This is a genomic window from Massilia haematophila (assembly GCF_042647645.1).
Taxonomy (GTDB): Bacteria; Pseudomonadota; Gammaproteobacteria; order Burkholderiales; family Burkholderiaceae_D; genus Telluria; species Telluria haematophila.
In genome coordinates this window covers 4,577,461-4,599,844 of the sequence record NZ_JBHRVV010000001.1, presented here as the reverse complement: position 1 = coordinate 4,599,844, position 22,384 = coordinate 4,577,461, and the positions used below count along the sequence as shown (strand labels likewise).

Annotated in this window: 16 protein-coding genes; 3 read left to right on the top strand and 13 right to left on the bottom strand. The window is 63.8% G+C overall.

The genetic code is table 11. The annotated features are described in order from the left end of the window. Positions 1-138 precede the first annotated feature (138 nt). Complete coding sequence (locus ACFOPH_RS20330; protein ID WP_312549852.1) at positions 139-1,605, bottom strand: APC family permease; 1,467 nt, start codon at positions 1,603-1,605, stop codon at positions 139-141. Positions 1,606-1,896: 291 nt separating this feature from the next. Between ACFOPH_RS20330 and ACFOPH_RS20325 the strand changes: the two genes are divergently transcribed. Then, the gene (locus ACFOPH_RS20325; protein WP_312549850.1) at positions 1,897-2,367 is read left to right on the top strand and encodes an RrF2 family transcriptional regulator; all 471 of its coding nucleotides are present in this window, start codon (positions 1,897-1,899) and stop codon (positions 2,365-2,367) included. A gap of 135 nt (positions 2,368-2,502) precedes the next feature. Continuing rightward, positions 2,503-3,696, top strand: coding sequence for a globin domain-containing protein (locus ACFOPH_RS20320; RefSeq protein WP_379737076.1), 1,194 nt, complete (start codon positions 2,503-2,505; stop codon positions 3,694-3,696). A gap of 213 nt (positions 3,697-3,909) precedes the next feature. Here ACFOPH_RS20320 and ACFOPH_RS20315 read toward each other — a convergent pair whose 3' ends face one another. The 9 genes from ACFOPH_RS20315 to astC form a co-directional block, all read right to left on the bottom strand. After that, positions 3,910-4,770 (bottom strand): head GIN domain-containing protein, encoded by an 861-nt coding sequence (locus ACFOPH_RS20315; RefSeq protein ID WP_379737075.1) that lies wholly within the window; start codon positions 4,768-4,770, stop codon positions 3,910-3,912. Between the two features lie 143 nt (positions 4,771-4,913). Beyond that, positions 4,914-6,032 (bottom strand): NADH:flavin oxidoreductase/NADH oxidase, encoded by a 1,119-nt coding sequence (locus tag ACFOPH_RS20310; protein WP_379737074.1) that lies wholly within the window; start codon positions 6,030-6,032, stop codon positions 4,914-4,916. Positions 6,033-6,309: 277 nt separating this feature from the next. Further along, positions 6,310-7,311, bottom strand: coding sequence for a succinylglutamate desuccinylase (locus ACFOPH_RS20305; RefSeq protein WP_312549845.1), 1,002 nt, complete (start codon positions 7,309-7,311; stop codon positions 6,310-6,312). A 1-nt stretch (position 7,312) separates the two neighbouring features. Beyond that, positions 7,313-12,022, bottom strand: coding sequence for an NAD-glutamate dehydrogenase domain-containing protein (locus ACFOPH_RS20300; RefSeq protein ID WP_312549843.1), 4,710 nt, complete (start codon positions 12,020-12,022; stop codon positions 7,313-7,315). Positions 12,023-12,470: 448 nt separating this feature from the next. Further along, complete coding sequence (gene astB, locus ACFOPH_RS20295) at positions 12,471-13,814, bottom strand: N-succinylarginine dihydrolase (RefSeq protein ID WP_379737073.1); 1,344 nt, start codon at positions 13,812-13,814, stop codon at positions 12,471-12,473. 3 nt (positions 13,815-13,817) lie between these two features. After that, positions 13,818-15,287: a succinylglutamate-semialdehyde dehydrogenase gene (gene astD / locus ACFOPH_RS20290; protein WP_379737072.1), complete on the bottom strand. Its 1,470-nt coding sequence runs from the start codon at positions 15,285-15,287 to the stop codon at positions 13,818-13,820. Further along, complete coding sequence (gene astA / locus ACFOPH_RS20285; protein ID WP_379737071.1) at positions 15,280-16,311, bottom strand: arginine N-succinyltransferase; 1,032 nt, start codon at positions 16,309-16,311, stop codon at positions 15,280-15,282. Before astA ends, astD begins: the two co-directional genes overlap by 8 nt. 10 nt (positions 16,312-16,321) lie before the next feature. Further along, positions 16,322-17,344: an arginine N-succinyltransferase gene (locus tag ACFOPH_RS20280; RefSeq protein ID WP_379737070.1), complete on the bottom strand. Its 1,023-nt coding sequence runs from the start codon at positions 17,342-17,344 to the stop codon at positions 16,322-16,324. 98 nt (positions 17,345-17,442) lie between these two features. Further along, the gene (gene astC, locus ACFOPH_RS20275; protein ID WP_379737069.1) at positions 17,443-18,687 is read right to left on the bottom strand and encodes an acetylornithine/succinylornithine family transaminase; all 1,245 of its coding nucleotides are present in this window, start codon (positions 18,685-18,687) and stop codon (positions 17,443-17,445) included. A gap of 469 nt (positions 18,688-19,156) precedes the next feature. On the opposite strand from astC, the gene ACFOPH_RS20270 reads away from it, so the two are divergent. After that, the gene (locus ACFOPH_RS20270) at positions 19,157-20,338 is read left to right on the top strand and encodes a hypothetical protein (RefSeq protein WP_379737068.1); all 1,182 of its coding nucleotides are present in this window, start codon (positions 19,157-19,159) and stop codon (positions 20,336-20,338) included. Between the two features lie 317 nt (positions 20,339-20,655). Here the strand turns inward: ACFOPH_RS20270 and ACFOPH_RS20265 are convergent, their stop codons facing one another. From ACFOPH_RS20265 to ACFOPH_RS20255, 3 genes are read right to left on the bottom strand one after another with little or no spacing between them, the layout of a single operon-like run. Further along, positions 20,656-20,910: a PAAR domain-containing protein gene (locus ACFOPH_RS20265; protein ID WP_379737067.1), complete on the bottom strand. Its 255-nt coding sequence runs from the start codon at positions 20,908-20,910 to the stop codon at positions 20,656-20,658. Between the two features lie 52 nt (positions 20,911-20,962). After that, positions 20,963-21,451 carry a hypothetical protein gene (locus ACFOPH_RS20260; protein ID WP_379737066.1) on the bottom strand — a complete coding sequence of 163 codons (489 nt, stop codon included), beginning with the start codon at positions 21,449-21,451 and terminating at the stop codon, positions 20,963-20,965. Beyond that, positions 21,448-22,374 carry a 3D domain-containing protein gene (locus ACFOPH_RS20255; RefSeq protein WP_379737065.1) on the bottom strand — a complete coding sequence of 309 codons (927 nt, stop codon included), beginning with the start codon at positions 22,372-22,374 and terminating at the stop codon, positions 21,448-21,450. The genes ACFOPH_RS20260 and ACFOPH_RS20255 overlap by 4 nt, the downstream gene beginning before the upstream one ends. Between the last annotated feature and the right edge of the window lie 10 nt (positions 22,375-22,384).

Sequence of the window (22,384 nt, the reverse complement as noted above, 5' to 3'; positions counted from 1 at the left end):
ATACTGTGCGGGCGACACATCGCCGCATGTGACTGGCGGACACGTGCGAAATGCGTGGGCACGGCGTGCCCACCCTACGAGCCGCAATAAAAAACGCCGCTGTGAAAGCGGCGTTCTTGTTCATGCGCGTGAAGGCGGTCAGCCCTTCTTGTTCAAGCGGCTGTGCCGCACGCTGTACAGGAAGTAGGTCGCGACCGCAGCTACCATCCAGATGATGAACACGCGGTAGGTCGCCGGCGGCAGGTCCTTCATGATGTACAGGCAGGCGGCGATCGACAGGCCCGGGATCACGTAGGGACCGAAGGGCACCTTGAAGCCATGCTCGGCGTTCGGGCCCTGCTTGGCGCGGATCACGGGGACGGCGATCGAGACCACGATGAAGGCCGTCAGCGTGCCCATGCTGACCATGTCCCACAGGAAGGTGGCATCGACCAGGCCGGCGATCAGGCCGACCACCAGGCAGACGATCAGGGTGTTCGACACCGGCGAGCCGGTGCGCGGATTGACCTTCTGGAAGGTCTTCGGGATCAGGCCGTCGCGGCTGATGGCGTACAGGATGCGCGTCTGGCCGTAGATCGTCACCAGGGTCACCGAGAACACCGAGACCACGGCGCCGGCCGACAGCACCAGCGCCGGCCAGGCCTTGCCGGTGACGTTCTGCAGGATCACCGACAGGCCGGCCTGCTGGCCCTCGAACATGTGGGCCGGCTGGGCGCCCATCGCCGCCAGCGCCACCAGCAGGTAGAAGACGGTGACGATGACCAGGGCCGCGAGGATCCCGATCGGCACGTTGCGGCGCGGGTCCTTCACTTCTTCGCCGGCGGTGGCGATGGTGTCCAGGCCGATGAAGGAGAAGAACACGGTGCCGGCGGCGGCGGTCACGCCGGCCATGCCGGCGAAGCCCTTGCTGGCGTCCTGGTTGAAGAAGGGCGTGAAGTTGTTGGCGTCGAAGCCGGTAAAGGCGATGGCGGCGAAGAAGGCCAGGATCGCCAGCTTGATCACCACCATGACCGCGTTCGTGGTCGCCGACTCCTTGGCGCCGCGTATCAGCAGGATGCAGCACATGGCCACCAGCAGCACCGGCGGCAGGTTGAAATTCCCGGCGTGCACGCTCAGGTTGCTGTGATCGGACACGAACATCGGCGAGCGCAGGTGTTCCGGGATCTGCCAGCCGAAGGCATTCTGCAGGAAGTTGTTCAGGTAGTCGGACCAGCCGATCGCCACCGCGCTGCCGGCCAGCCCGTATTCGAGCAGCAGGCAGGCCGCGACGATGAAGGCGGCGAATTCGCCGACGGTGGCGTAGGCGAAGGAGTAGGAGGAGCCGGAAGCCGGCACGCGCCCGGCCAGCTCGGCATAGCAGAGCGCGGTCAGGCCGGCGGTCAGCGCGGCGATCAGGAACGACAGGATCACGGCGGGGCCGGCCTTCGGCACCGCTTCGACCATCGTGAAGAAGATGCCGGTGCCGACGGTGGCGCCGACGCCGATCATCGTCAGCGGAAACAGGCCCAGCGAGCGCGTCAGCGTGCCGCCGTGGGCGTGGCTGTCGTCGTGCGCGCGTTCAGCCGATTTGGTACGAAACAGCTTCTGGCCCAGTGTCAGATTCACGAAGTGTCCTTTGGTCGTGCAAAGAGCGCCTAACAAAACCTCCATGGCTGCGTTGCATCGTCTCGCCGTACAAGCGTACTGTCTTCGACGCTGCGTCGGGCGGCCGCATCCCTTACCCTGGAGATTTTCTTAGGCGCTATAAATTGAAAAATGGCTGAGCACAGAAGGACAGCCAAAGTTCGCGATTATAGGGCCGTTCTGCTGTCCTTGAGAAAATAGTTTTCTCAAAATATGCATCACAAATGCTTATTTGTGCGCTAGAATATTTCCGTTACTCACAGAACATATCCGATGCGCCTGACCCGCTTTTCCGACATCGGCCTGCGCGTGCTGATCTACCTCGAGCGCGCCGGCGAACGGCCGCATCCGGTGACGGTCGCGGAGATCGCCACGCAGTTCGACCTGCCGCTGAACCACCTGGTGAAGGTGGTCGGCCACCTGGCCCGCGCCGGCTGGGTCCGTGCGATGCGCGGACGCAACGGCGGCCTGCGCCTGGCCGCCGATCCGCAGGTGCTGACCATCGGCCAGGTGTTGCGCGAGCTCGAAGGCGACGACGAGCTGGTCGACTGCGAGGGCACGCAATGCGCCCTGAGCCTGGACTGCCAGTTGCGCGGCGTACTGCGCGCCGGCATGCGCGCCTTCTACCAGGAGATGGACCGCTACACGCTGGCCCGTATCACCGAAGGCAATACCGGCGAGCAGATCGTACGCATGCACAAGATGTTCTGGAGTGGCGCTGGAAACTCGTCTTTGCCGTTGTAGGGTGGGGACTTGTCCCCACGCGGTACGGCGGCACCATGGCCGCACTGTAATTTTGAACCAACCCCGCTTGCCAGGTGCAGGCGTTTTTTTGAAGCTTAAAGTTGCATTTCAAATGCAAGAACTGAGGAATACACGATGATCTCCGCCGCTTCCCGTCCCTACATCGATGCCAGCGTCCCCGTCCTGCGCGAACACGGTCTCGCCATCACCACCCTCTTCTACAAGAACATGCTGGGCGAGCACCCGGAGCTGACGCGCCTGTTCAACATGGGCAACCAGGCGCGCGGCGCGCAGCAGCAGTCGCTGGCGTCGGCGGTGTTCGCCTACGCGGCGAACATCGGGACGCCGGAAGCGCTGGGGCCGGTGGTCAAGCGCATCGTGCACAAGCACGTCTCGGTCGGCATCCGCGCCGAGCACTACCCGATCGTCGGCCGGCACCTGCTGGCGGCCATTTCCGCCACGCTGGGCGAGGCAGCAACGAAACCGCTGATCGACGCCTGGGCCGAAGCCTACAACTCGCTGGCCAACCTCCTGATTTCGGCCGAAGCCGAGATGTACAGCACTGCCGGCGTGGAGCCGGGCGAAACCCGTCCGATGCGCGTCACGGAAGTCACGCGCGAGAGCGACAACGTGCTGTCGATCCGCTTCGTCCCGGCGGACGATAAACCCCTGCCGCCATTCCAGGCCGGCCAGTACGTCAGCGTCGCGGTCGACCTGCCGGGCGGGCGCCACCAGCTGCGCCAGTACAGCCTGTCCGATGCTGCCGGCAAGGACAGCCTGCGCATCTCGGTCAAGCGAGAAGACGCGCAAGAGGCCACGCCGGCCGGCGAAGTGTCGAACTGGATCCATGCCAACGTGCAGCCGGGCAGCGTGCTGCAGGTGACCCACCCGTTCGGCGAATTCACGCCCGATACCGAGTCCGACACGCCGATCGTGCTGCTGTCGGCCGGTGTCGGCATCACGCCGATGGTGTCGGCACTGAACCGGATCGCGCTGGTCAACCCGCAGCGCCAGGTGATCTTCGCCCACGCCGCGCGCGACGCGCGCCACCATGCGCTGCAAAGCGACGTCGCCGCCGCCCAGGCCGCGATGCCGAACCTGCACGTGGCGACTTTTTATGAAGAGGTGAATGGCGAAGCCGGCGTGCTGGCCGGCCGCATGGACGTGGCGCGCCTGCCGGCCTGGGACCGCGAAGGAACCGATGTGTGGATCTGCGGCCCGCTGAAGTTCATGCAGGCGCAGTGGCTGGCGCTGCTGGACGCCGGCGTGCCCCCGGCGCGCCTGCACCGCGAGGTGTTCGGGCCGGAGTTGCTGGATCACTTGCTCTAAGAGGCTGCGTTTCCCGTAGGGTGTGGGCACTCCGTGCCCACGCGTTACGGGCGTGTCCGTGCACCACGTGCGATGGCCTGTCGCCCGCGCGGCATCACCGTGCCACGTGGCTCGCGGTGGCTTCGCGAGCGATACCTCGCCGCCCGTAGCCAGTTCAAACGCAGGTACCGCGTGGGCACTTCGTGCCTACCCTACGGTCGCCGCTCCGTCTTGTTACAACACCTGCACCGTACGGCCGCTGATGTTGCGCTGGGCCGGCTGGCCGTACACGCGGATCGGGCCCGAACCGCTGGCTTGCGCGAACACCGACTGGCGCACGGTGGCCGAGATGCCGCCCGAGCCGCTGGTCGACAACTCGCCCTTCTCGCTGCTCAGGTTCGCCATGTCGACGCTGCCCGAGCCGCTCACGCTCGCATTCAGGCGCTGCACCGCGCCGCTGGCCTGGACCAGGCCCGAGCCGCTGACGTTGGCGCGTGCGTATTCGCCGCGCACCTCGCCGACGATCAGGCGTCCGGAGCCGCTCACGGCCAGCTTGGCGCTGCCGGCGCGCAGCTCGGCCGCATCGATCTTGCCGGAACCCGATACCCGCGCGTCGAGCTCGGCGACTTCGCCGTACAGGCGCGTCACGCCCGAGCCGCCCTGGCGCACGTCGAGCGGATCGCCCTTCAGGTCGCGCACCGTCACGTGGCCCGAGCCGCCGGCATTCAATTCCGTCAGGCGCGGCACGGTGTAGGTCACCTTCAGGGGCGTGCTGCTGCGCAGGCGGCCTTCGGTGCCGATGCGCAGGGTCGAGCCGCGCGTTTCGGTCTGCACCAGGTGCACCAGGTTGCTGTCGCCCTCCACCACCAGCGACGGCGCGGCGCCGACGCGCACCTCGACGATCATCGAACCGCCGACGTCCAGCCCGGTCAGCGCCGCCACCTGGCGCACGTCGCGCGTGGCCACGCCGTCGCCCTCGACCGTCTTGCTGCTGCTGAACGGCGTATGGACCGCGTAGTCGCCGCCCGGAGGCGCGGCGACGATGATGCAGCCGCTGAGGGTGGCGGCAACGGCGAGAGCGAGGAGAGTGCGCATGGTGTGAACCTTTTCTTGTCGTGGTTGGGCGCCGGGCGCCGATGTTGCCACTTTAGAATCCGGCCCTCCCGCTGTCGCCCTCCTTGCGACGGATTGCGTTTTTTACGGGCTGAAGCGTAAAAAAGCGAACCTTAGCGCGCATCTCACCTTTGACCGAGCCGGGTTTCGCCGAACAGCGTCTTATATTGGTGCGGCTGCGAGCGCCAGTATTGGGGCGGGGCCGCCACCTGGGCGCCCAGCTCGGCTGCGGCATGCCAGGGCCAGCGCGGGTCGTAGAGCATCGCGCGCGCCAGCGCCACCATGTCGGCCTGGCCCGATTGCAGGACGTGCTCGGCCTGGGCCGGCTCGGTGATCAAGCCCACGCCGATGGTCGGCATCGTGGTCTCGCGCTTGATCCGCTCGGCAAACGCGATCTGGTAGCCGGCGCCGACCGGGATCTTCTGCTGCGGCGACAGGCCGCCGCTCGAGACGTGGATGAAGTGGCAGCCGCGCGCTTCCAGCTCCCTGGCGAAGACGACGCTGCTCTCCAGGTCCCAGCCGCCCTCGACCCAGTCGCTGGCCGAGATGCGCATCCCGAGCGCCATACTATCTGGCACGACCGCACGCACCGCATCGAACACCTCCAACGGGAAGCGCATGCGGTTCTCGAGCGAGCCGCCATATTCGTCTTCGCGCCGGTTCGACAGCGGCGACAGGAATTGGTGCAGCAGGTAGCCGTGGGCGCCGTGCAGTTCGATGGCGTCCAAGCCCAGGGCCTGGGCGCGGCGCGTGGCATCCACGAAACCATCCTTCACGCGCCGCAAGCCTTCGGCATCGAGCGCCAGCGGCACGGTTTCTCCTTCGGCATGCGGCACGGCGGACGGCGCCACCGTCTGCCAGCCGCGCGGTTCGTCGGGCTTGATGTTGGCCCCGCCCAGCCAGGGCGCGGCGCTCGATGCCTTGCGCCCGGCGTGCGCCAGCTGGATCGCGATCCTGATCGGCGAGTGACGGCGCATGGCGGCGACGATCGGGCGCAGGGCCTCGGTATGGGCGTCGGACCACAGGCCCAGGTCGTCGGGCGAGATGCGGCCCTCGGGCACGACGGCGGTGGCCTCGATGATCAGCAGGGCCGCGCCGGACAGCGCCAGCTGGCCGAGGTGGATCATGTGCCAGTCGGTGGCCAGGCCCTCGTCGGCCGAGTACTGGCACATCGGGGCGATGGCGATGCGGTTGGGCAGCTCGAGCGGCCCGATTTTATAAGGGGAAAACAATGCGCTGCGCATGAAGGGCTCCGGAACTTGTGCAAAGGACAAAGTCTAGCGAAGGTCCAGCAATTGTGCAGACGCAAGGGTATGGCGGGGTGTAGGGTGGGTTCTTGAACCCACCGGTACGGCGCATGCATCATCGCAGCGCGACACGGCGGCACGGATTCGTTCGAGGTCGCGTCTGCTCGTCGGGTGAGACCGCGTGGGCTCGAGAGCCCACCCTACGCCTCCCTCACCGCCGCGGGCATAAAAAAAGCCGCGATCTCTCGCGGCTTCTGCCTTACACCTTACACCATCAACTCACGCGCACCACCATCAACCCGGCGCGCAGGCCGACCCGCACGTCGGGATTCGGGAACACCACCATCTCCTCGTCATGGAAAACGGTATACACCGTTTCCCCATCGGTGGCGATCACCTCGCCGCGCTTGAGCGAGGCGAAGTTCGGGGTCTCCTTGCTGAAGCCCATCGTGAAGGCGTCCGACAGCTTGACCACCTCCTGCGCCACCTTGAACACGTGCGGCGCGGCCTTGGCCGGCGGCGCCTCGACGCCGCGAAGCAAGGCGTCGAGCGCCTGCGACGCGTCGGCGAACTGGGCCAGGTTGTTCTGGCCCAGCGTGCCTACGCGTCCCAGCTCCACCGTGCTGCCGGCGGCGCCATGGTGCTCGCTCGCATAGTAGCTGTAGGTGCCGGCCGACTTCGGGTTCATGATGATCGCTTGAATGGCCGCCTGCCCCAGCCAGCCGATCAGGGCCGACTTGCGTTCTTCCGCGATCAGGTCCGGCACGATCGCGAACATCGGATAGTGCGAGGCGCGGATCGCGGTGTGCAGGTCGAGGTGCCAGCGCACCGGCCCGGCGTCCGCGAAGAAGGCGTCGGTCGCCGCGATGATCTCGTCCGCACGCGCGCTTTCCGCGGTGCCGGCCAGCGCGCCGCGGTCGGCCTTGAACATGCGGTTCAGGTCGGCGTCGATGAAACGCTTGCCGGCGGCGATGGCGTCGATGTTGCCGACGCAGAGCATCAGGTCCACCGCCAGGGCCTCTGGTTGGCGCGACAACGCCTCGATCACGTGCGCGACCATTTCGATCGGCCCGGTCTCGTCGCCGTGCACGCCGACCGACAGCAACACCGCCGGACGGGCAGCGCTACGGTCGGCCTTCACCGTCATGACGCCCCTTGCGGGAAGCATGACCGTGAAACCTGCCTCCCTGAAGCGCTGCGCCACGAGGCCGAAATCAGCCTCGGCCAGCGCGCGCACCGCTTCAGGCACCACGGGTGGTTGGGCGGGCGCGCTCATCTCAGGCAGCCAGGCGCTCGGGGTTCGAGCCTTCCGACAGCGCCCAGACGTCCAGCATGGCCTGCTCGAGGTCGGTGGCCTGGGTGTAGCCGGTCAGGCCCATCTCAAGAGTCACCGCATCGACCGCGGCCAGCGCATCGCCGCTGCCGGCACGCTCGATCACCTTCAGCAGCAGGCGCTGCTGGGTGCGGCGCAGTGCCTGCATCGCGTAGTTGCGCAGCTGTTCCTGCGACTTGCTGGTGGCCGGCAGCTTCAGGCCGCGCTCGAGCGTGTCGATGCCGGCGCGCTCGCGCAGCGCCATGCCGACCTGCAGGAACTGGGCCAGCGTCATGCCGCTTGGACGCTGCACCGACACCGCCGCGAACAGGAAGGTCGCCAGCGACTCGATGGCCTCGACCGCCTTCCAGGCGCCGACGAAGTTCTTGCTCAGGCCGGCGTAGCCGTCGGCTTCCGACGTCGACGGCATCAGCTGGCGCAGCTGGTCGCCGTTGGCGAACAGCGAGGACAGTTCGGCCATGCCGTCGGCGCCCTGCGGCAGCGACAGCACGCCTTCCATCACGGCGCGCAGCAGCGCACGAGTGCGGGTGTCGACCGCGATCGACACTTCACGCGGCACGTTCAGCGCGTCGGCGTCGAGCGCGTCGAACACCGGCGCCAGCTGCAGCGCCGACCAGCCGCGGCCCCAGGCCTTGACCACTTCGGTCTCGTCGACGCGGTGCTCGGCGGCCAGGTCGCTCAGCATCAGCGGGCCGCAGCGGTTGACGGCCTCGTTGGCCAGCACGGTCGCCAGGATGGCGTTGGCCAGCGGGTGATCCAGCGGATCGCGGGTGGCGACCAGTTGCGCCGGGAAGTAAGGACGCAGCACGGTCGCGGCCCATGGCTCGTCGACCAGCGGCAGCGCGGCCAGGGTGCGCTTGAAGCGGTTCTTGACGTTGGCGATGACGACCGCCAGTTCCGGCGCCGTCAAGCCCTGGCCCAGCGCCTTGCGGCGCTGCAGTTCGGCGTCGCTCGGCAGCTGCTCCAGCTCGCGCGAGACCGCGCCTTCCGCTTCCAGGTTCGCGATCAGGGCGGCGTAGGCGTCGACGATCGACGCGTTGCCTTGCGCCTGGGCTTCACGGGTCAGCAGGCGGGTCTGCTGGGTGTTGTCGCGCAGGACCAGTTTCTCGACGTCGCCGGTCATCTCGAACAGGATGCGGTTGCGGTCGGCTTCAGGCAGCTTGCCGGCGCTGACTTCGGTGTCCAGCCAGATCTTGATGTTGACTTCGTGGTCCGAGCAGTCCACGCCGGCCGAGTTGTCGATCGCATCGGTGAAGATGCGGCCGCCGTTCAGCGCGAACTCGATACGGCCGGCCTGGGTCGCACCCAGGTTGCCGCCCTCGCCCACCACCTTGCAGCGCATTTCGCCGCCGTTGACGCGGATGCGGTCGTTGGCGCGGTCCTTCACCTGGGCATGGGTCTCGTGCGAGGCCTTGATGTAGGTGCCGATGCCGCCGTTGTAGAACAGGTCGACCGGGGCCAGCAGGATGCGGTGCATCAGCTCTTCCGGCGCCAGCGAGGTTTCCTCGATGCCCAGCACTTCACGCACCTGCGGGGTCAGGTCGATCGAGCGGGCGCTGCGCGGGAACACGCCGCCGCCCTGCGAGATCAGCGACTTGTCGTAGTCTTCCCACGACGAGCGCGGCAGCGCGAACATGCGCTGGCGTTCCTTGAACGAGACTTCGACGTCCGGGGTCGGATCGAGGAAGATGTGGCGGTGGTCGAACGCGGCCACCAGCTTCAGCTGGCGCGACAGCAGCACGCCGTTGCCGAACACGTCGCCCGACATGTCGCCCACGCCGACCATGGTGATCGGGGTGGTGGTCATGTCGTGGCCCAGTTCGTAGAAGTGGCGCTTGACGGCCTCGAAGGCGCCCTTCGCGGTGATGCCCATCTTCTTGTGGTCGTAGCCGTTCGAGCCGCCCGAGGCGAAGGCGTCGCCCAGCCAGAAGCCACGCTGCACCGCGATGCTGTTGGCGATGTCGGAGAAGGTCGCGGTGCCCTTGTCGGCGGCGACCACCAGGTAAGGATCGTCCTGGTCATGGCGCACGGTGCGCTCAGGCGGCACGATCGCGCCCTGGACGCGGTTGTCGGTCACTTCCAGCAGGCTCGAGATGAACATGCGGTAGCAGGCTTCGCCCTCGGCCGCCATGACGTCGCGCGGCGCGTCCTTCGGCATCTGCTTGCAGACGAAACCGCCCTTCGAGCCGGCCGGCACGATGACGGCGTTCTTGACCATCTGCGCCTTCACCAGGCCCAGCACTTCGGTGCGGTAGTCTTCCATGCGGTCCGACCAGCGCAGGCCGCCGCGGGCGACCGGGCCGCCGCGCAGGTGCACGCCTTCGAAGCGGCGCGAGAACACGTAGATCTCGCGGTACGGACGCGGCTCCGGCGCCAGCGCCAGGTTGCTGGTGTCGACCTTGAAGATCATCTTCTCGCCGTCGTTCTGGAAGTAGTTGGTGCGCACGGTGGCCAGGGCCAGGTCGACCAGGGCGGCCATGATTTCCTCGGTGTCGGCGTGGTTCACGCTCGACAGGCCGGCCTTCAGCGCGGCCAGCTTGGCATTGCCGGCGGCGTGCTCGGACTCGCCCAGCGCCGGATCGAAGCGCTGGACGAAGCCGGTGACGAATTCCTTGACCAGGGCCGGCTGGGTGCGCAGGGTTTCGGCCATGTAGCGCACCGAGAACTTCGAGCCCAGTTGGCGCCAGTAGCTGATATAGGCGCGCACCAGTTGCACTTCGCGCATCGACAGGCCGCCTTCGACGGTCAGGCCGTTCATGCGGCCGTCTTCGGCTTCGTCGTTGAACAGGGCAGCGAACAGCTCTTCGGCGACCTGCGCGATGCCCGGCTTGACCAGCTTGTCGCCGCTCTCGTCGTCCACCGCCAGCGCGGTGACGTGGTGGCGCACGCCGTCGGCCGTCGTGATCGCCCAGGTCTGTTCGCGGTCGACCGCGATGCCGGCGTTCTGCAGGGCCGGCAGGATGCGCGACAGCGACGGCACCTTCTCACCCGAGTACAGGCGGATCGAGGCGTCGCGCGCGGCGTTGCCGTCGCCGCTGCCCGGCTCGATGCGCACGGCGACGCGCTGCTGCTGGCCGATGTTCAGCATGGCCTGCAGGTCGCGGAAGGCGACTTCCGGCGCGGTTGCAGTGACGAACGAGACCGGCAGGTTGGCGCCGAGTTTACGCAGGGCGCTGCGCTGGGCGTGCTCTTCGACGCCGTTGGTCATGGCGGCGAAGCGGTCGTGCCAGCCGTCCAGCACGGCCAGCAGCGGCTGCTGGATGTCGGTTTCGAGGTCGAGCGGATTGCGGGCGGCGTGGGCGATCAGGTAGACGCGGGCCAGCGGACCGTCGGCGACCAGGGTCTGCACGCGCACGTCATGCGCGCCCGAGCTGTCCTTCAGGGCTTGCGCCAGCGAGGCGGCCACCGCGGCGCTGTAGCGCTCGCGCGGCAGGTAGACCAGGGCGTTCAGGTGGCGGCCGTAGACGTCGCGGCGGGCGAAGACTTTCGGGCGCGGCTGCTTGTACAGCGACACGACCGAGCTGCACACTTGCGCCAGCCATTCCGGATCGGCTTCCAGCGCTTCGGTACGCGGCAGCGATTCGAGGATTTCCAGGAACTTCTCAGCGCGGAAGCCTTCCTGGCGCACGCCGGCCAGGCTCAGCACCTTGGCGACGCGGCCGCGCGCGAACGGCAGGCGCGCCAGCGGGGTCGAGGTGGCGGCGCGGGTGAACAGGCCGACGAAGCAGTGCTCGCCGAGGATGTTGCCTTGCGCATCGGTGTTGCGCACGCCGATGAAGTCGAGCGGCTGGTCGCGGTGCAGGGTGCCCTCGACGTCGGCCTTCACGATCGACAGGGTCTCGGCGCGGGCCGACAGGGTTTTCAGTTCGCCCGGGATGTTGGCCAGGCAGGTGCCGTAGACCGGGTGCGCGGTGTCCTTCAGCACGCCGATGCGGCTCGGGATGTCGCGCGCCAGCTCATCCTGGCCCGGCTGCACCACGTAGTAGGCGTAGCCGAAGGGCTCGAAGCCTTCGTTCTTGGCCCACTCGAGGAAGGCGGCCACTTCCTGGCCGGCCGGGGTGCCGGCGGCAGCGGCTGCCGCGGCCACTTCGGTCATGCGGTCGCCCATCGCGACGGCGTCGCGGTGCACGACGGCGGCGTCGTTGGCGACCATGCGGATGCGCGCGGTCAACTTGTCGAGTTCCTCGAAGGCCAGCTCGTCGTTCAGCAGCACCAGCACGTAGGATTCAAGGGGCGCGCCGGCGGTGCCGACGTTGACCACCTGGCCCGATGCATTGCGTTCGACCGGCAGCACGGCGTTCATCACGCCGGCGGCCAGGACGCGCTCCTTGCGCAGGGCCATGACGAACGAGTCGACCAGGTAGGGCATGTCGTCGTTCAGGATCAGCAGGGCGGTCGCGATGCCGCCTTTGGTGTCGGTGTAGCGCATCTGCGCGATCTGGCAACCCTGCCCGGCGCGCTTGGCGGCCTGGGTGAAACCGTCCCACAGGACGGGGGCCAGGGCTTCCGGCGTGGTGCCGGCCAGGTCCTCTTCGTCGAGCGACCCGAGCCAGGCGCTGATCAGCGCGGTGACGGGTGCGGTCGCGCCCGCGGCCGGCTGGTTCGTGACCAGCGAGAGGGTCTGGGTGCGCAAATCTTGCGTCATGTCGTTCATTCTGCTTTCTCCAAAGCTTAGTGTTGTCGCCGCTGCGCGCTACGGCTTGTGGCTTCGCGCGCCCCGGCGTTTGGTGGACAGGGTTGTCCCGTCCAGGTCCTCGGCTTCCTTGTCCCGGAAGCGTGTAACTCGTTATCGTTGCGACGGCGATGCGTCGTGCGGCGCCGTCGGTCCCTTGCTGCTTGCTGCCTGCGGTGCTGTGCGCCGCTGTATCTCTTCTCTACCGCCGTAGCGCCTGGGTTCGAGAACCCACCCTACGGTGCTGTACCTCTTCTCTGCCGCCGTACCGCGTGGACTCGGGAGCCTGCGCGGCCCGGTAACCCCTACAACAGCAGCGCACCGTAGGGTGGACACCTGTGTCCACGCGGTCTCACCGGTTGATCATCCAACATCACAACCGTAGGGTGGGTTCTTGAACCCACCGTTCCACCGGCCGATCATCCTGAAATCAACCGAAGTCGTACAACCCCGGCAGACCAATGATCCGCTCCAGCGCCTCCAGCGCCGCATGACACTCGATCGCCAGCTGCGGATCCATCAAATCCTTCGGCTCGACCCGGTCACGGTAATGCTTCTCGACCCATTCGACCAGCTGCGCATACAGCGCCTCGGTCATGATCACGCCGCCGTGCATGGCCGCGGCCTGCTCGTCGGTCAGGGCCACGCGCAGGCGCAGGCAGGCGGGGCCGCCGCCGTTGCGCATGCTCTGGCGCAGGTCGAACTCGATCAGTTCGTCGATCGGCCCGCCGCCCGCCACCAGGCCGGACAGATAGCGTGCCACCGCCTCGTTCTCGCGGCACTCGTGCGGCACCACCAGCGCCATCTTGCCGTCCGGCTTGGACAGCAGCTGGCTGTTGAACAGGTAGCTCGCCACCGCGTCGGTCACCGGCACCTGGCCACCATCGACGCGCACCGGCACGAACTCGAAGCCGATGCCGCCCGCCGCGCGGCGCAACGCCTCGAGGGTCGCCGCCTCGTCCGCGAATGCCTGCTCGTGGTAGAACAGGACGTTGCCGTTGCCGACCGCGATCACGTCGTTGTGGAACACGCCCTGGTCGATCACGTCCGGATTCTGCGACGCGAACACGGTGCGCACCGGATCCAGCCCGTGCAGGCGCGCCACCGCCTGCGAGGCTTCCAGGGTCTGGCGCGCCGGGTATTTTTTAGGCGCCGGGGCCGACGGATCGAACTCGACGCGGCCGTAGACGAAGAATTCCACGCCCGGTGCGCCGTGGTCGGCGGCAAAGCGGGTGTGGTTGGCCGCGCCTTCGTCGCCGAAGGCCGGGGTCGCCGGCAGCGTGTCGTGCACCACGAAATGGTCGTGGTCGGCGAAGATCGCGCGCAGCGTGCGCGTGGCCTGCACGTGCTCTTCCGAGCGGTGCAGCTTGTTGTTCAGGTTGGCGGCGGTGAAATGCACGCGGCCGTCGCGGGTGTCGCTTGATGGGCTGACGGTGGCCGCATTCGCGGTCCACATCGGCGCGGCCGACCAGGCGCAGGACAGGACCACCGGCGCCTCGCGCCAGGCCTGCGCCAGCACGTCGGCATCCGTTCCCGAGAAGCCGAGGCTGCGCAGCAGGCGGAAGTTCGGACGCGCCTGCGGCGGCATCACGGCCTGGGCGAAGCCGCGCGCGGCCAGGGCGCGCATCTTGGCCAGGCCCTGCAGCGCGGCCTGGCGCGGGTTCGAGGCGCTGCGCACATTGCTGAACGAGGCCACGTTGCCGAACGAGAGGCCGGCGTAGTTGTGCGACGGGCCGACCAGGCCGTCGAAGTTGTATTCGCGAGCGTTACGCATGGCTTAGAAACTCAGTCCCGGCGACAGCTTGGCCGGCATTTCAAGTTCGGAGGTTTCGATCGAGGCTACCGGGTAGGCGCAGTAGTCGGCCGCATAATAGGCGCTCGGACGGTGGTTGCCCGACTTGCCGACGCCGCCGAACGGCGCCGAGCTGGCCGCGCCCGTGGTCGGACGGTTCCAGTTGACGATGCCGGCGCGGGCGCGCACCGCGAAGCGCTTCCACAGTTCCTCCGACTGCGACAGCAGCGCCGCGGCCAGGCCGAACTCGGTGGCGTTCGCGACCTTCAGCGCGCTGTCGAAATCTTTTACGCGCACGACCTGCAGCAGCGGGCCGAACCATTCTTCGTCCGGAATGCCCTGCGCATCGGTGACGTCGACGATGCCGGCGGTAACAAAACCGGTATTCGGGTCGAGCTGGCGCATTTGCAAGAGCACCTTGCCGCCCTTCTGTTCCATTTCGGCCTGGGCCTGCACCAGGCGCGCGGCGACCGCGGCGGATACGACCGGACCCATGAACGGCTGCGGATCGGCATTCGACGGACCGACCTGCAGCTTGGCTGCCACTTCGACCAGGCGGTCGATGAAGGCCTGGCCTTCGGGCGTGTCCTGGACCACCAGGCGGCGCGCGCAGGTGCAGCGCTGGCCGGCCGAGATAAATGCCGACATCACGGCGTGGTGCACGGCGGCGTCGACATCTTTCACGTCCCACACCACCAGCGGATTGTTGCCGCCCATTTCCAGCGCCAGCATCTTGCCCGGCTGGCCGCCGAACTGTTTATGCAGGGCGGCGCCGGTCTGGCTGCTGCCGGTGAACAGCACGCCGTCGATCAGGGGATTCGCGCCCAGCGCGATGCCGGTGTTGCGGCCGCCGTTCACCAGGTTCAGTACGCCCTTCGGCAGGCCGGCCTTTTCCCACAGCTGCACGGTTTTCACGGCGGTGCGCGGCGCGTACTCGCTCGGCTTGAACACGACCGTGTTCCCGGCGATCAGGGCCGGCACGATGTGGCCGTTCGGCAGGTGGCCGGGGAAGTTATACGGGCCATAGACGGCGAACACGCCGTGCGGACGGTGGCGCAGCACGGCGTTGCCGTCGGCGACCTTGGCATTGCTCTCGCCGGTGCGCGCGCCGTAGGACTGGACCGAGATGTCGATCTTGTTGGCCATGGTCGCCACTTCCGTGCGCGCTTCCCACAAGGGCTTGCCGACTTCCTCGGCGATCGTCGCCGCCAGCTCCTCGGCGTGTTCCTTCAGCAGGTCGCGAAAACGCGTGCAGACGGCGATGCGCTCGTCGAGCGGGCGCAGGGCCCAGTCTTCGAACTTGTCGCGCGCGGCCTGGGCGGCGCGCGCCACGTCCTCTTCGGTCGATTCGTTGCTGGTCCAGGTCTGGCGGCCGGTGGACGGATCGACCGTGACCAGTTCCGCGCCGCTGCCGGCGAGCCACTCGCCGTTGATGTAGTTCGACAGGTTAGCCATTGTTCTTCCTTACGTTGAGTGACAGCGTGCGCACCGTGTCGCCCGCCTGGCAATGCAGCAGCGCCAGCTCCTGCGCCGACAGCGCGACCTGCGCGCCCTCGATCGTGGTCTGGGCCAGCACCATCCGGAAATCGTGCAGCTTCGTGTTCGACACCAGCAGGCATTCGGTCTCGCCGTCCGGGCGCCCTTCGGCGGCCACCCGCAGCACGCTGTCGCGCACCGAGCGCAGGTCCGACACGCGGCCCTGCAGCACCGGGCCGGCGTCGAAGATGTCGACGTAGCCGTCGTAGTGCATGCCTTCCTGCTCCAGCAGCTTGCGTGCGGGGAGCGTCGAGCGGTGCACCTGGCCGATCACTTCGCGCGCCGACTGCGGCAGGTAGTCGACGTACAGCGGCTGGCGCGGCATCAGCTCGGCGATGAAGGATTTCTTGCCCATCGCGGTCAGGCCGTCGACGTGGTTGAAATCCATCTTGAAGAAGTGGCGGCCCAGGCCCTCGTAGAAGGGGCTGGTGCCGTCTTCCAGCAGGTAGCCGCGCATCTCGGCGATGATCTTCTCGGTGAACAGCTGCTGGAACTGGGCGATGAACAGGAAGCGGCTTTTCGACAGCCACTTGCCGTTGTAGCCGACGCGGTAGTCCGGCTGCAGGAACAGCGAGCACAGCTCGGTCGAACCGGTGAGATCGTTCGACAGGTACAGCGTCTCCATGCGCGTGAACACGTTCAGTTCGCGGCTGGAGTGCACCAGGGTGCCGATGCGGTAGTTATAGAAGGGCTCGGTCAGGCCGACCGCACCCTTGATCGCGCACACGCCGGCCAGGCGGCCATTGGTCGTGTCCTCGAGCGCGAACATGTAGTCGCGCTCGTGCGGCGGAATCGTTTCGGCGAACGAGGCGACAGCGCATTCGACGCGGTCGCCCAGCATCTTGCGGTCGGGTTTCAGGGTGGTCATGCCGCCGCCGACCTGGGTGGCCAGGTCGATCAGGGCGTCGAGGTCCGATGCAACGATGGAACGGATGACGAGCATGGTGCCTCTCTCAGAGTCTGACGCAGATGACGGAGTCGCCCGGCGTCACGCCCAGCGCTTCCTGCGCCGCCGCCGGCAGGCAGATGGCGTCGGACGTATCGCAGGGTGGGCAGGCCACGGTGACGGCGCGGAAGCGTTCGGCGCTGGTGGCGACCGCGTAGGTGACGGTGGCGCCGCCCTCGCGCGACGCGGTCCCGACGCGGCGGTGCTGCGAGCCGCAGAAGGAGCGCAGCGACAGTTTATGGGCCGCCAGGATCGGGCCGCCGTCGAAGATGTCGACGTATTCGTCGGCCTCGAAGCCCTCTTCGGTCAGCAGCTTGAAGGCCAGCTGGCCGCTTGGGTGGATCTGGCCCATCGCCGCCTGGGCGTCGCCCGGCAGCAGCGGCACGTAGACCGGGTAATGCGGCATCAGCTCGACGATCAGGGTGCGGTTGCGCGCGCCGCCGATGACGCGCTCGGCTTCCAGGAAGTCCATCTTGAAGAACTTGCGGCCCAGCGCATTCCAGAACGGCGACTGGCCGTCGCTGTCGGTGACGCCGGCCAGCGGCACGAAGAAGCGGTCGCCGAAGCGGTGCGGCGCCAGCGCCGCGAACAGCAGGCGCGCGCGCGACAGCAGCGCCGCCTCGATGCCGGCGCGCTCGCGGTCGCGCAGGTTGAAGCCGGCCAGCTGCGAGCAGGCCGTCAGTTCGGAACACAGCGTCAGCGCATGTACGCTGTGGGAGATGTTCAGGTCGCGCGAGACCTGCTGGATGACGTCGTTGCGGAAAGCGAAATAGGTGCCGTTCGAGCCGGCCGAGGCGTGGACCGCGGCGGTGCCGACGACCTCGCGGCTGGCCGTGTCTTCGAGCACAAACAGGTACGACTCTTCGCTGGGGATATCGACCTGGGCCGCGAAGGAAGCGATCGAGCGCTCGACGAAGGCGGTGATCGCCTCGCGCGTGCGCGGCAGCGTGTGCACTCCCGGCGTCGCCACCGCGGACAGGCTCTCCAGCGCGCCGATATCCGACAGTTCTACCGGACGGACAACATACATGTGAACTCCCAAAAAACCTGCGTCACTGCGAACACGCCATGGCCCGCGCAGCGGCGCAGGCCATGGGTTACGGCAACTTCAATGAGGCTCTTCGCGGATCAGGCGGCGGCCAGGAATTCCTCGACCGCGGCGCGCAGGATGCGGTCCGCCTCAAGAATCTGCTCGTCCGACACGATCAGCGCCGGCGCCATGCGCACCACGTCCATGCCGGCCACCAGCAGCATCAGGCCCATCTTCTCGGCGACCTTGGTCAGGTCCTTGGCGCGGCCCTTGTAGCCTTCCGCCATCGGCAGGCCGATCAAGAGGCCCATGCCGCGCGCCTTGCCGAACAGCTGCGGGTAGTCCGCGGACAGCTTGTCCAGGTTGGCGAAGATCTTGGCGCTGGCTTCCTTGACGCGCGCCAGGAAGGCCGGCTGGTTGATGGTCTCGATCACGTTCAGAGCGACGGTCGCGGCCAGCGGGTTGCCGCCGTAGGTGGTGCCGTGCGAACCGACGTTGAAGTGCTCGGCGATGGCGTTGGTGGTCAGCATCGCGCCGATCGGGTAGCCGTTGCCCAGTGCCTTGGCGCTGGTCAGGATGTCCGGGGTGACGCCGACATCCATGTAGGCGTACAGCGAACCGGTACGGCCCACGCCCGACTGCACTTCGTCGAAGATCAAGAGGGCGCCGGTCTTGTCGCACAGCTCGCGCAGGGCCTGCAGGTATTCCTTGTCGCCCGGGATCACGCCGCCCTCGCCCTGGATCGGCTCGACGATCACGGCCGCGACGTCGTCGAGGATGGCGGCGCGCGCCGCTTCGATGTCGTTATAGGCGATGTGGTTGATTTCCTGCGGCAGCGGCTCGAAGCCTTCGGTGTACTTCGGCTGGCCGCCCACCGAGACGGTGAACAGGGTACGGCCGTGGAAGGACGACAGGCAGGAGATGATGCGCGACTTGTGCAGGCCGAACTTGGTGTGTGCGTACTTGCGCGCCAGTTTCAGGGCCGCTTCGTTCGCTTCCGCGCCCGAGTTGCAGAAGAAGGCGCGGTCGGCGAAGGTCGCTTCGGTCAGGGCCAGCGCCAGGCGCAGGACCGGCTCGTTGGTGTAGCCGTTACCGAGGTGCCACAGGGTGTTCAGCTGCTTGGTCAGCGCGTCGACCAGCACCGGGTTGGCGTGACCCAGGCTCGAGACCGCGATGCCCGAGGTGAAGTCGAGGTAGTGCTTGCCTTCCTGGTCCCACACGTCCAGGCCCGAAGCGCGCACCGGCACCATGCCGGCCGGGGCGTAGGTCGGGACGAGGACTTCGTCGAAGGTCTGCCGAGTGACAGGCCGCGTTGTGACACCCGAATCAAGCTTTGCGTTCATGACTTTTTCCTCATCCATGTAAGTGACAGGCGCGCCTGGAGACGGGCGCCGAACCTGGTCATTATAGGAAGACGGGGTGGCAAGTTCTTGCAGAAGTGCGACGGGGATTTTCATTTTTGGTCGCGCCTGCTGCCCACGTACATGCGTGAAACCAAGTAACTAGACACTTACTCGCGTCTTGCCAGATCAGCTTAGTTGTCAAATGCGCTAGTATGGACCAGTGTTAGCGTTGGAACTAATTGGAATGAAATCTTGCGCCCAAAGCCCGACCGTGACGAGATCACAGAATCGGCATTTCCCGATATTGCATGCAAGCGTCGGCTTGAAGGACCAGCAACCCTCCAGTCTCTTGAGTCAACACGGCATTAGCCAGCGAACCCTATGTGCGCACCCACAAGTCATTGCCAAATGAACAAAAAATCCAAAACAGTTATTTCTAATTAAATAAATCCCTTTAAAAGGATGAAAGATGTTCGACCTAGCTACCTCTTCATTCTTCTTTGAGAGAATGAATGAACAACACTCCACGATAGTGCAGAATATTGACATAGTTAACGAAAACATTACCACTTTAAATACAACCTACCACCGACCAAAGCAATTCATTCTAAGTCTTAACAACACTTTAAGGAGTTTACTATTTTTTATAGAGTATTCTAAAAAGAATTCGCCGCCATGGCTGAAGAGCGCCGTCGTAGATTTTGTAGAACGCAACAAAAAAAATTATGAAACCTTTAAACATCTTCGGAATGTCAGCGCGCATCAAAAGTTAATTTTTCCGGCTGAATCTTTAGTCGGAGGACTATTTAGGATAAGATCACAAACCCACTATCTCTTAAAGCTTGGCTTGGGCGACCACAACGGACCACGAGCATATGCACCAGATATGGCCCTGAAAAACACAGAAGACATTTTCAGCGACTTATTAACTTTCTCAAGCGTAGTCTTTATGGACCTAGAGCACTCTTCTTTTGGCGAGTGTCTCGGCGTAACTCGCAAGTGGTTCTACAAGGTCAACCTTAAATATGATAACGAAAAAATCAATGAAATTGTTGATGCCTATGACTTAGCCACAACCTTTTCAAGTTTGTTATTGGATGAGTTATGTTACTCATACGGCACACAGAAAGGGTTGCGTTACGACACACCGTTCTCAAGAAAGCTTGCTGAGCATAACAACATAAATACCCTACTCGAATTAGATTTATATCCATCACTTTTCAAAATATGGTGGGAAGAAGATATAACTCCTTTAAACTACGGCATTCAGGCAGACCTCTTAAACGGTCGCCAACACAATGCCTCAGATGAGTATTACTCTTGGATTTTCAAAAATCTGACCACCAATTCGGATGAATATAGAACAAAGCTCCCTAAGTTCGCAAAGCTGGACCCCGATTTGATTTTTAGTGATGAGCACATAATGGACTTCCTATCATTCATCATCAATAATCATTGGCATTTTAAGAGAGCGTATTTGGTCGACTTTACTAAGTCGCCTGTTAGCCCAGCAGAGATAATGAAGCCACAGCGAATAGGCAAAATCCTTATAGCTGAGTATCAAACTAAGAAAGCGTGCACCATCTCCAGTGCGAAGACACAGTTAAACGACCACATTGGAAAAATGTTGGCGGCCTTGACAAATAAGTAATCGCATCTGAAAGCAAAATATTGTTCATTACGCCGTCGATCCAACGAGTGACTATTCAGCCAACTACCGCTGCCGTTCTTCGCAAGGCGTAGTCCCAAGCAGCGTCCTAGACGCCGTCAAAAAGTGCGCCTCCGACAAAAAACAGCACATCAGCCTCACCCGCACGGCCAGTAGTTCATATCCAGCAACAATTGCCCCGTCCGCTTGCACTCTAGCCTCGGGTAATCACAACGAAATTAACAGAGATGTCGTCGCTGGAAGCAGATCAACGTTCTATGTTTTGAGTAAATACCAGAGAAGACAGTGAACGCGTACAGTTATAGTGACGACATTAACTTGGCTCCGCAGGCGGTCGGGTCATTATCGTATGCGTAAGGTCGTCCTACATGTTTGGCACCAGCTCCGTCTGGTTTAATGGGAAACAGCCCTTTGCACTTTGGGCAAAAAGTCATATCGTCTGCGAGCGCTGCTTCCGTACCCAAGACAACTGTTCCTGATGACACAGAAATAACTTGGCCTCCATGATCGGTCTTATCATTCAACCGAACGACACCACGTCCTTCATGTTTCATATGGGCCTCTGTGCAGTTAGCTACCATAAATAACGTTCGGATCGCCTAACAATTAGTCATCACTGCTATTCGACCATTCTGGACGTTTATCTATTGGAACTTCAGCCTGATCTATAGTTTCAAGCTTTTTAAGAGTTTTGACATCATAGAGGATCTCACGGCCTGCAAACCTCCGCCCGCCACAATCGATCGCGACTTGGTTTCCATTCTGCCAAAACCAGTAATCTCGAATGAACGGGCCACACTTTATTGAGGCCGATTTTCCGTTGCGGTAGATAACAAGCTCTTCAGATCCAGGCTTATCATCTCCTTCAGCTGTCCATGTATTCAACACCAACCAAGCCACGGTCTCATTGTCAGGTGCGAGCTTTAACATACTTGCGCTGCCCTTGCGTGTAACTTGCCGGTCCCGCCCCTGCTTTGTCTGCAAATGCACATTATTTTTCTTGTCTAAGTAGACTCTTTTTAATGCTTCAGCCTGAGCTTGACTAGTGAAGAGAACAAGTATTAGCGCACCTAGAGATTGCGTTACTATTTTCATTTGCTGGCCCCAAGATATTTTACACGTCGTTTTGTTCCGTTGATTCCGCCTTTTAGCCAAGCTTTCACTACCGCCTTCCCTGTCCCGAGAAAGTTATCAATGTGATACAGATCGATTGCGCCGCCGGAATCATCGGCCACACGCTCCCCCAAGCCTTCAATCTCCACTTTTGCTTTTTTAGGAATAATTACCTTATCTACTGCAATCGAGTAGTTTTCCTTGAGGTCGTCGTATTTTCCATGAATGCCATTTGCGTAAGCAAATTCGGCTGCGGATGGATTCGCCAAACGTTCAGGGCTTCCCTTCTTGTTCTTTTGCCAGCCTCCAGGGCTGTTATTAAGACGAACGTATTTTCTTTCAGTTGTTCTTCCCGTCCCTTGCATCGCTACCCCTGCTGCACCATAGAGGAAGTCATCTTTGTGCTTTTCATCAAGCCCCCTACCCTCGACCAGTTGGCCAGAAAAGTCGCTCTCATCACAAACGTTATACACAGTGATGAGAAAGGGAGACTCGTACCACGCCTCTTGTATCTTAATCGGGAACGGAGACAGCGTAATCCCGGCAGTTGATGTGTCGAGTGTAAGTTCCCCAGACTCCCGTGTTACCAGTGTGAAAGTCACCTCTCCCTGTGCATTCGTCTGCCCCTTTGACTCAACTCGATCGCTTGTACGATTAGATTTGATAGAAAATTTGTAACCGGACACAGCACTTCCATCGGACTGCCGAGTTAGCTTGGCTTTGATCTTCAACTGATAAAGAATCTTATTGCGCTCCGTACGCGCTGTAGTAGGAATGATTGGAAGGGTGTCGCCAAATTGGTTCTGCTCCACAGCGAGAGTGCAGATATAGTCGTCAATTTTTACCTTGGCGACAGAACCCTTGGCTGAATTCGTAGTGGCTTCACCGACAAGCACCTCGGACATATGTTCCTCT

What these genes read in the sequence shown, in the direction of transcription:
- ACFOPH_RS20305 (WP_312549845.1), bottom strand. Translation starts at nt 7,311, where the DNA reads ATGAGCGCGCCCGCCCAACCACCCGTGGTGCCTGAAGCGGTGCGCGCG.
- ACFOPH_RS20310 (WP_379737074.1), bottom strand. Translation starts at nt 6,032, where the DNA reads ATGCGCAGCGCATTGTTTTCCCCTTATAAAATCGGGCCGCTCGAGCTG.
- astC (WP_379737069.1), bottom strand. Translation starts at nt 18,687, where the DNA reads ATGAACGCAAAGCTTGATTCGGGTGTCACAACGCGGCCTGTCACTCGG.
- astA (WP_379737071.1), bottom strand. Translation starts at nt 16,311, where the DNA reads ATGCTCGTCATCCGTTCCATCGTTGCATCGGACCTCGACGCCCTGATC.
- ACFOPH_RS20265 (WP_379737067.1), bottom strand. Translation starts at nt 20,910, where the DNA reads ATGAAACATGAAGGACGTGGTGTCGTTCGGTTGAATGATAAGACCGAT.
- astB (WP_379737073.1), bottom strand. Translation starts at nt 13,814, where the DNA reads ATGCGTAACGCTCGCGAATACAACTTCGACGGCCTGGTCGGCCCGTCG.
- ACFOPH_RS20280 (WP_379737070.1), bottom strand. Translation starts at nt 17,344, where the DNA reads ATGTATGTTGTCCGTCCGGTAGAACTGTCGGATATCGGCGCGCTGGAG.
- ACFOPH_RS20320 (WP_379737076.1), top strand. Translation starts at nt 2,503, where the DNA reads ATGATCTCCGCCGCTTCCCGTCCCTACATCGATGCCAGCGTCCCCGTC.
- ACFOPH_RS20325 (WP_312549850.1), top strand. Translation starts at nt 1,897, where the DNA reads ATGCGCCTGACCCGCTTTTCCGACATCGGCCTGCGCGTGCTGATCTAC.
- ACFOPH_RS20300 (WP_312549843.1), bottom strand. Translation starts at nt 12,022, where the DNA reads ATGAACGACATGACGCAAGATTTGCGCACCCAGACCCTCTCGCTGGTC.
- ACFOPH_RS20255 (WP_379737065.1), bottom strand. Translation starts at nt 22,374, where the DNA reads ATGTCCGAGGTGCTTGTCGGTGAAGCCACTACGAATTCAGCCAAGGGT.
- ACFOPH_RS20315 (WP_379737075.1), bottom strand. Translation starts at nt 4,770, where the DNA reads ATGCGCACTCTCCTCGCTCTCGCCGTTGCCGCCACCCTCAGCGGCTGC.
- ACFOPH_RS20260 (WP_379737066.1), bottom strand. Translation starts at nt 21,451, where the DNA reads ATGAAAATAGTAACGCAATCTCTAGGTGCGCTAATACTTGTTCTCTTC.
- astD (WP_379737072.1), bottom strand. Translation starts at nt 15,287, where the DNA reads ATGGCTAACCTGTCGAACTACATCAACGGCGAGTGGCTCGCCGGCAGC.
- ACFOPH_RS20270 (WP_379737068.1), top strand. Translation starts at nt 19,157, where the DNA reads ATGTTCGACCTAGCTACCTCTTCATTCTTCTTTGAGAGAATGAATGAA.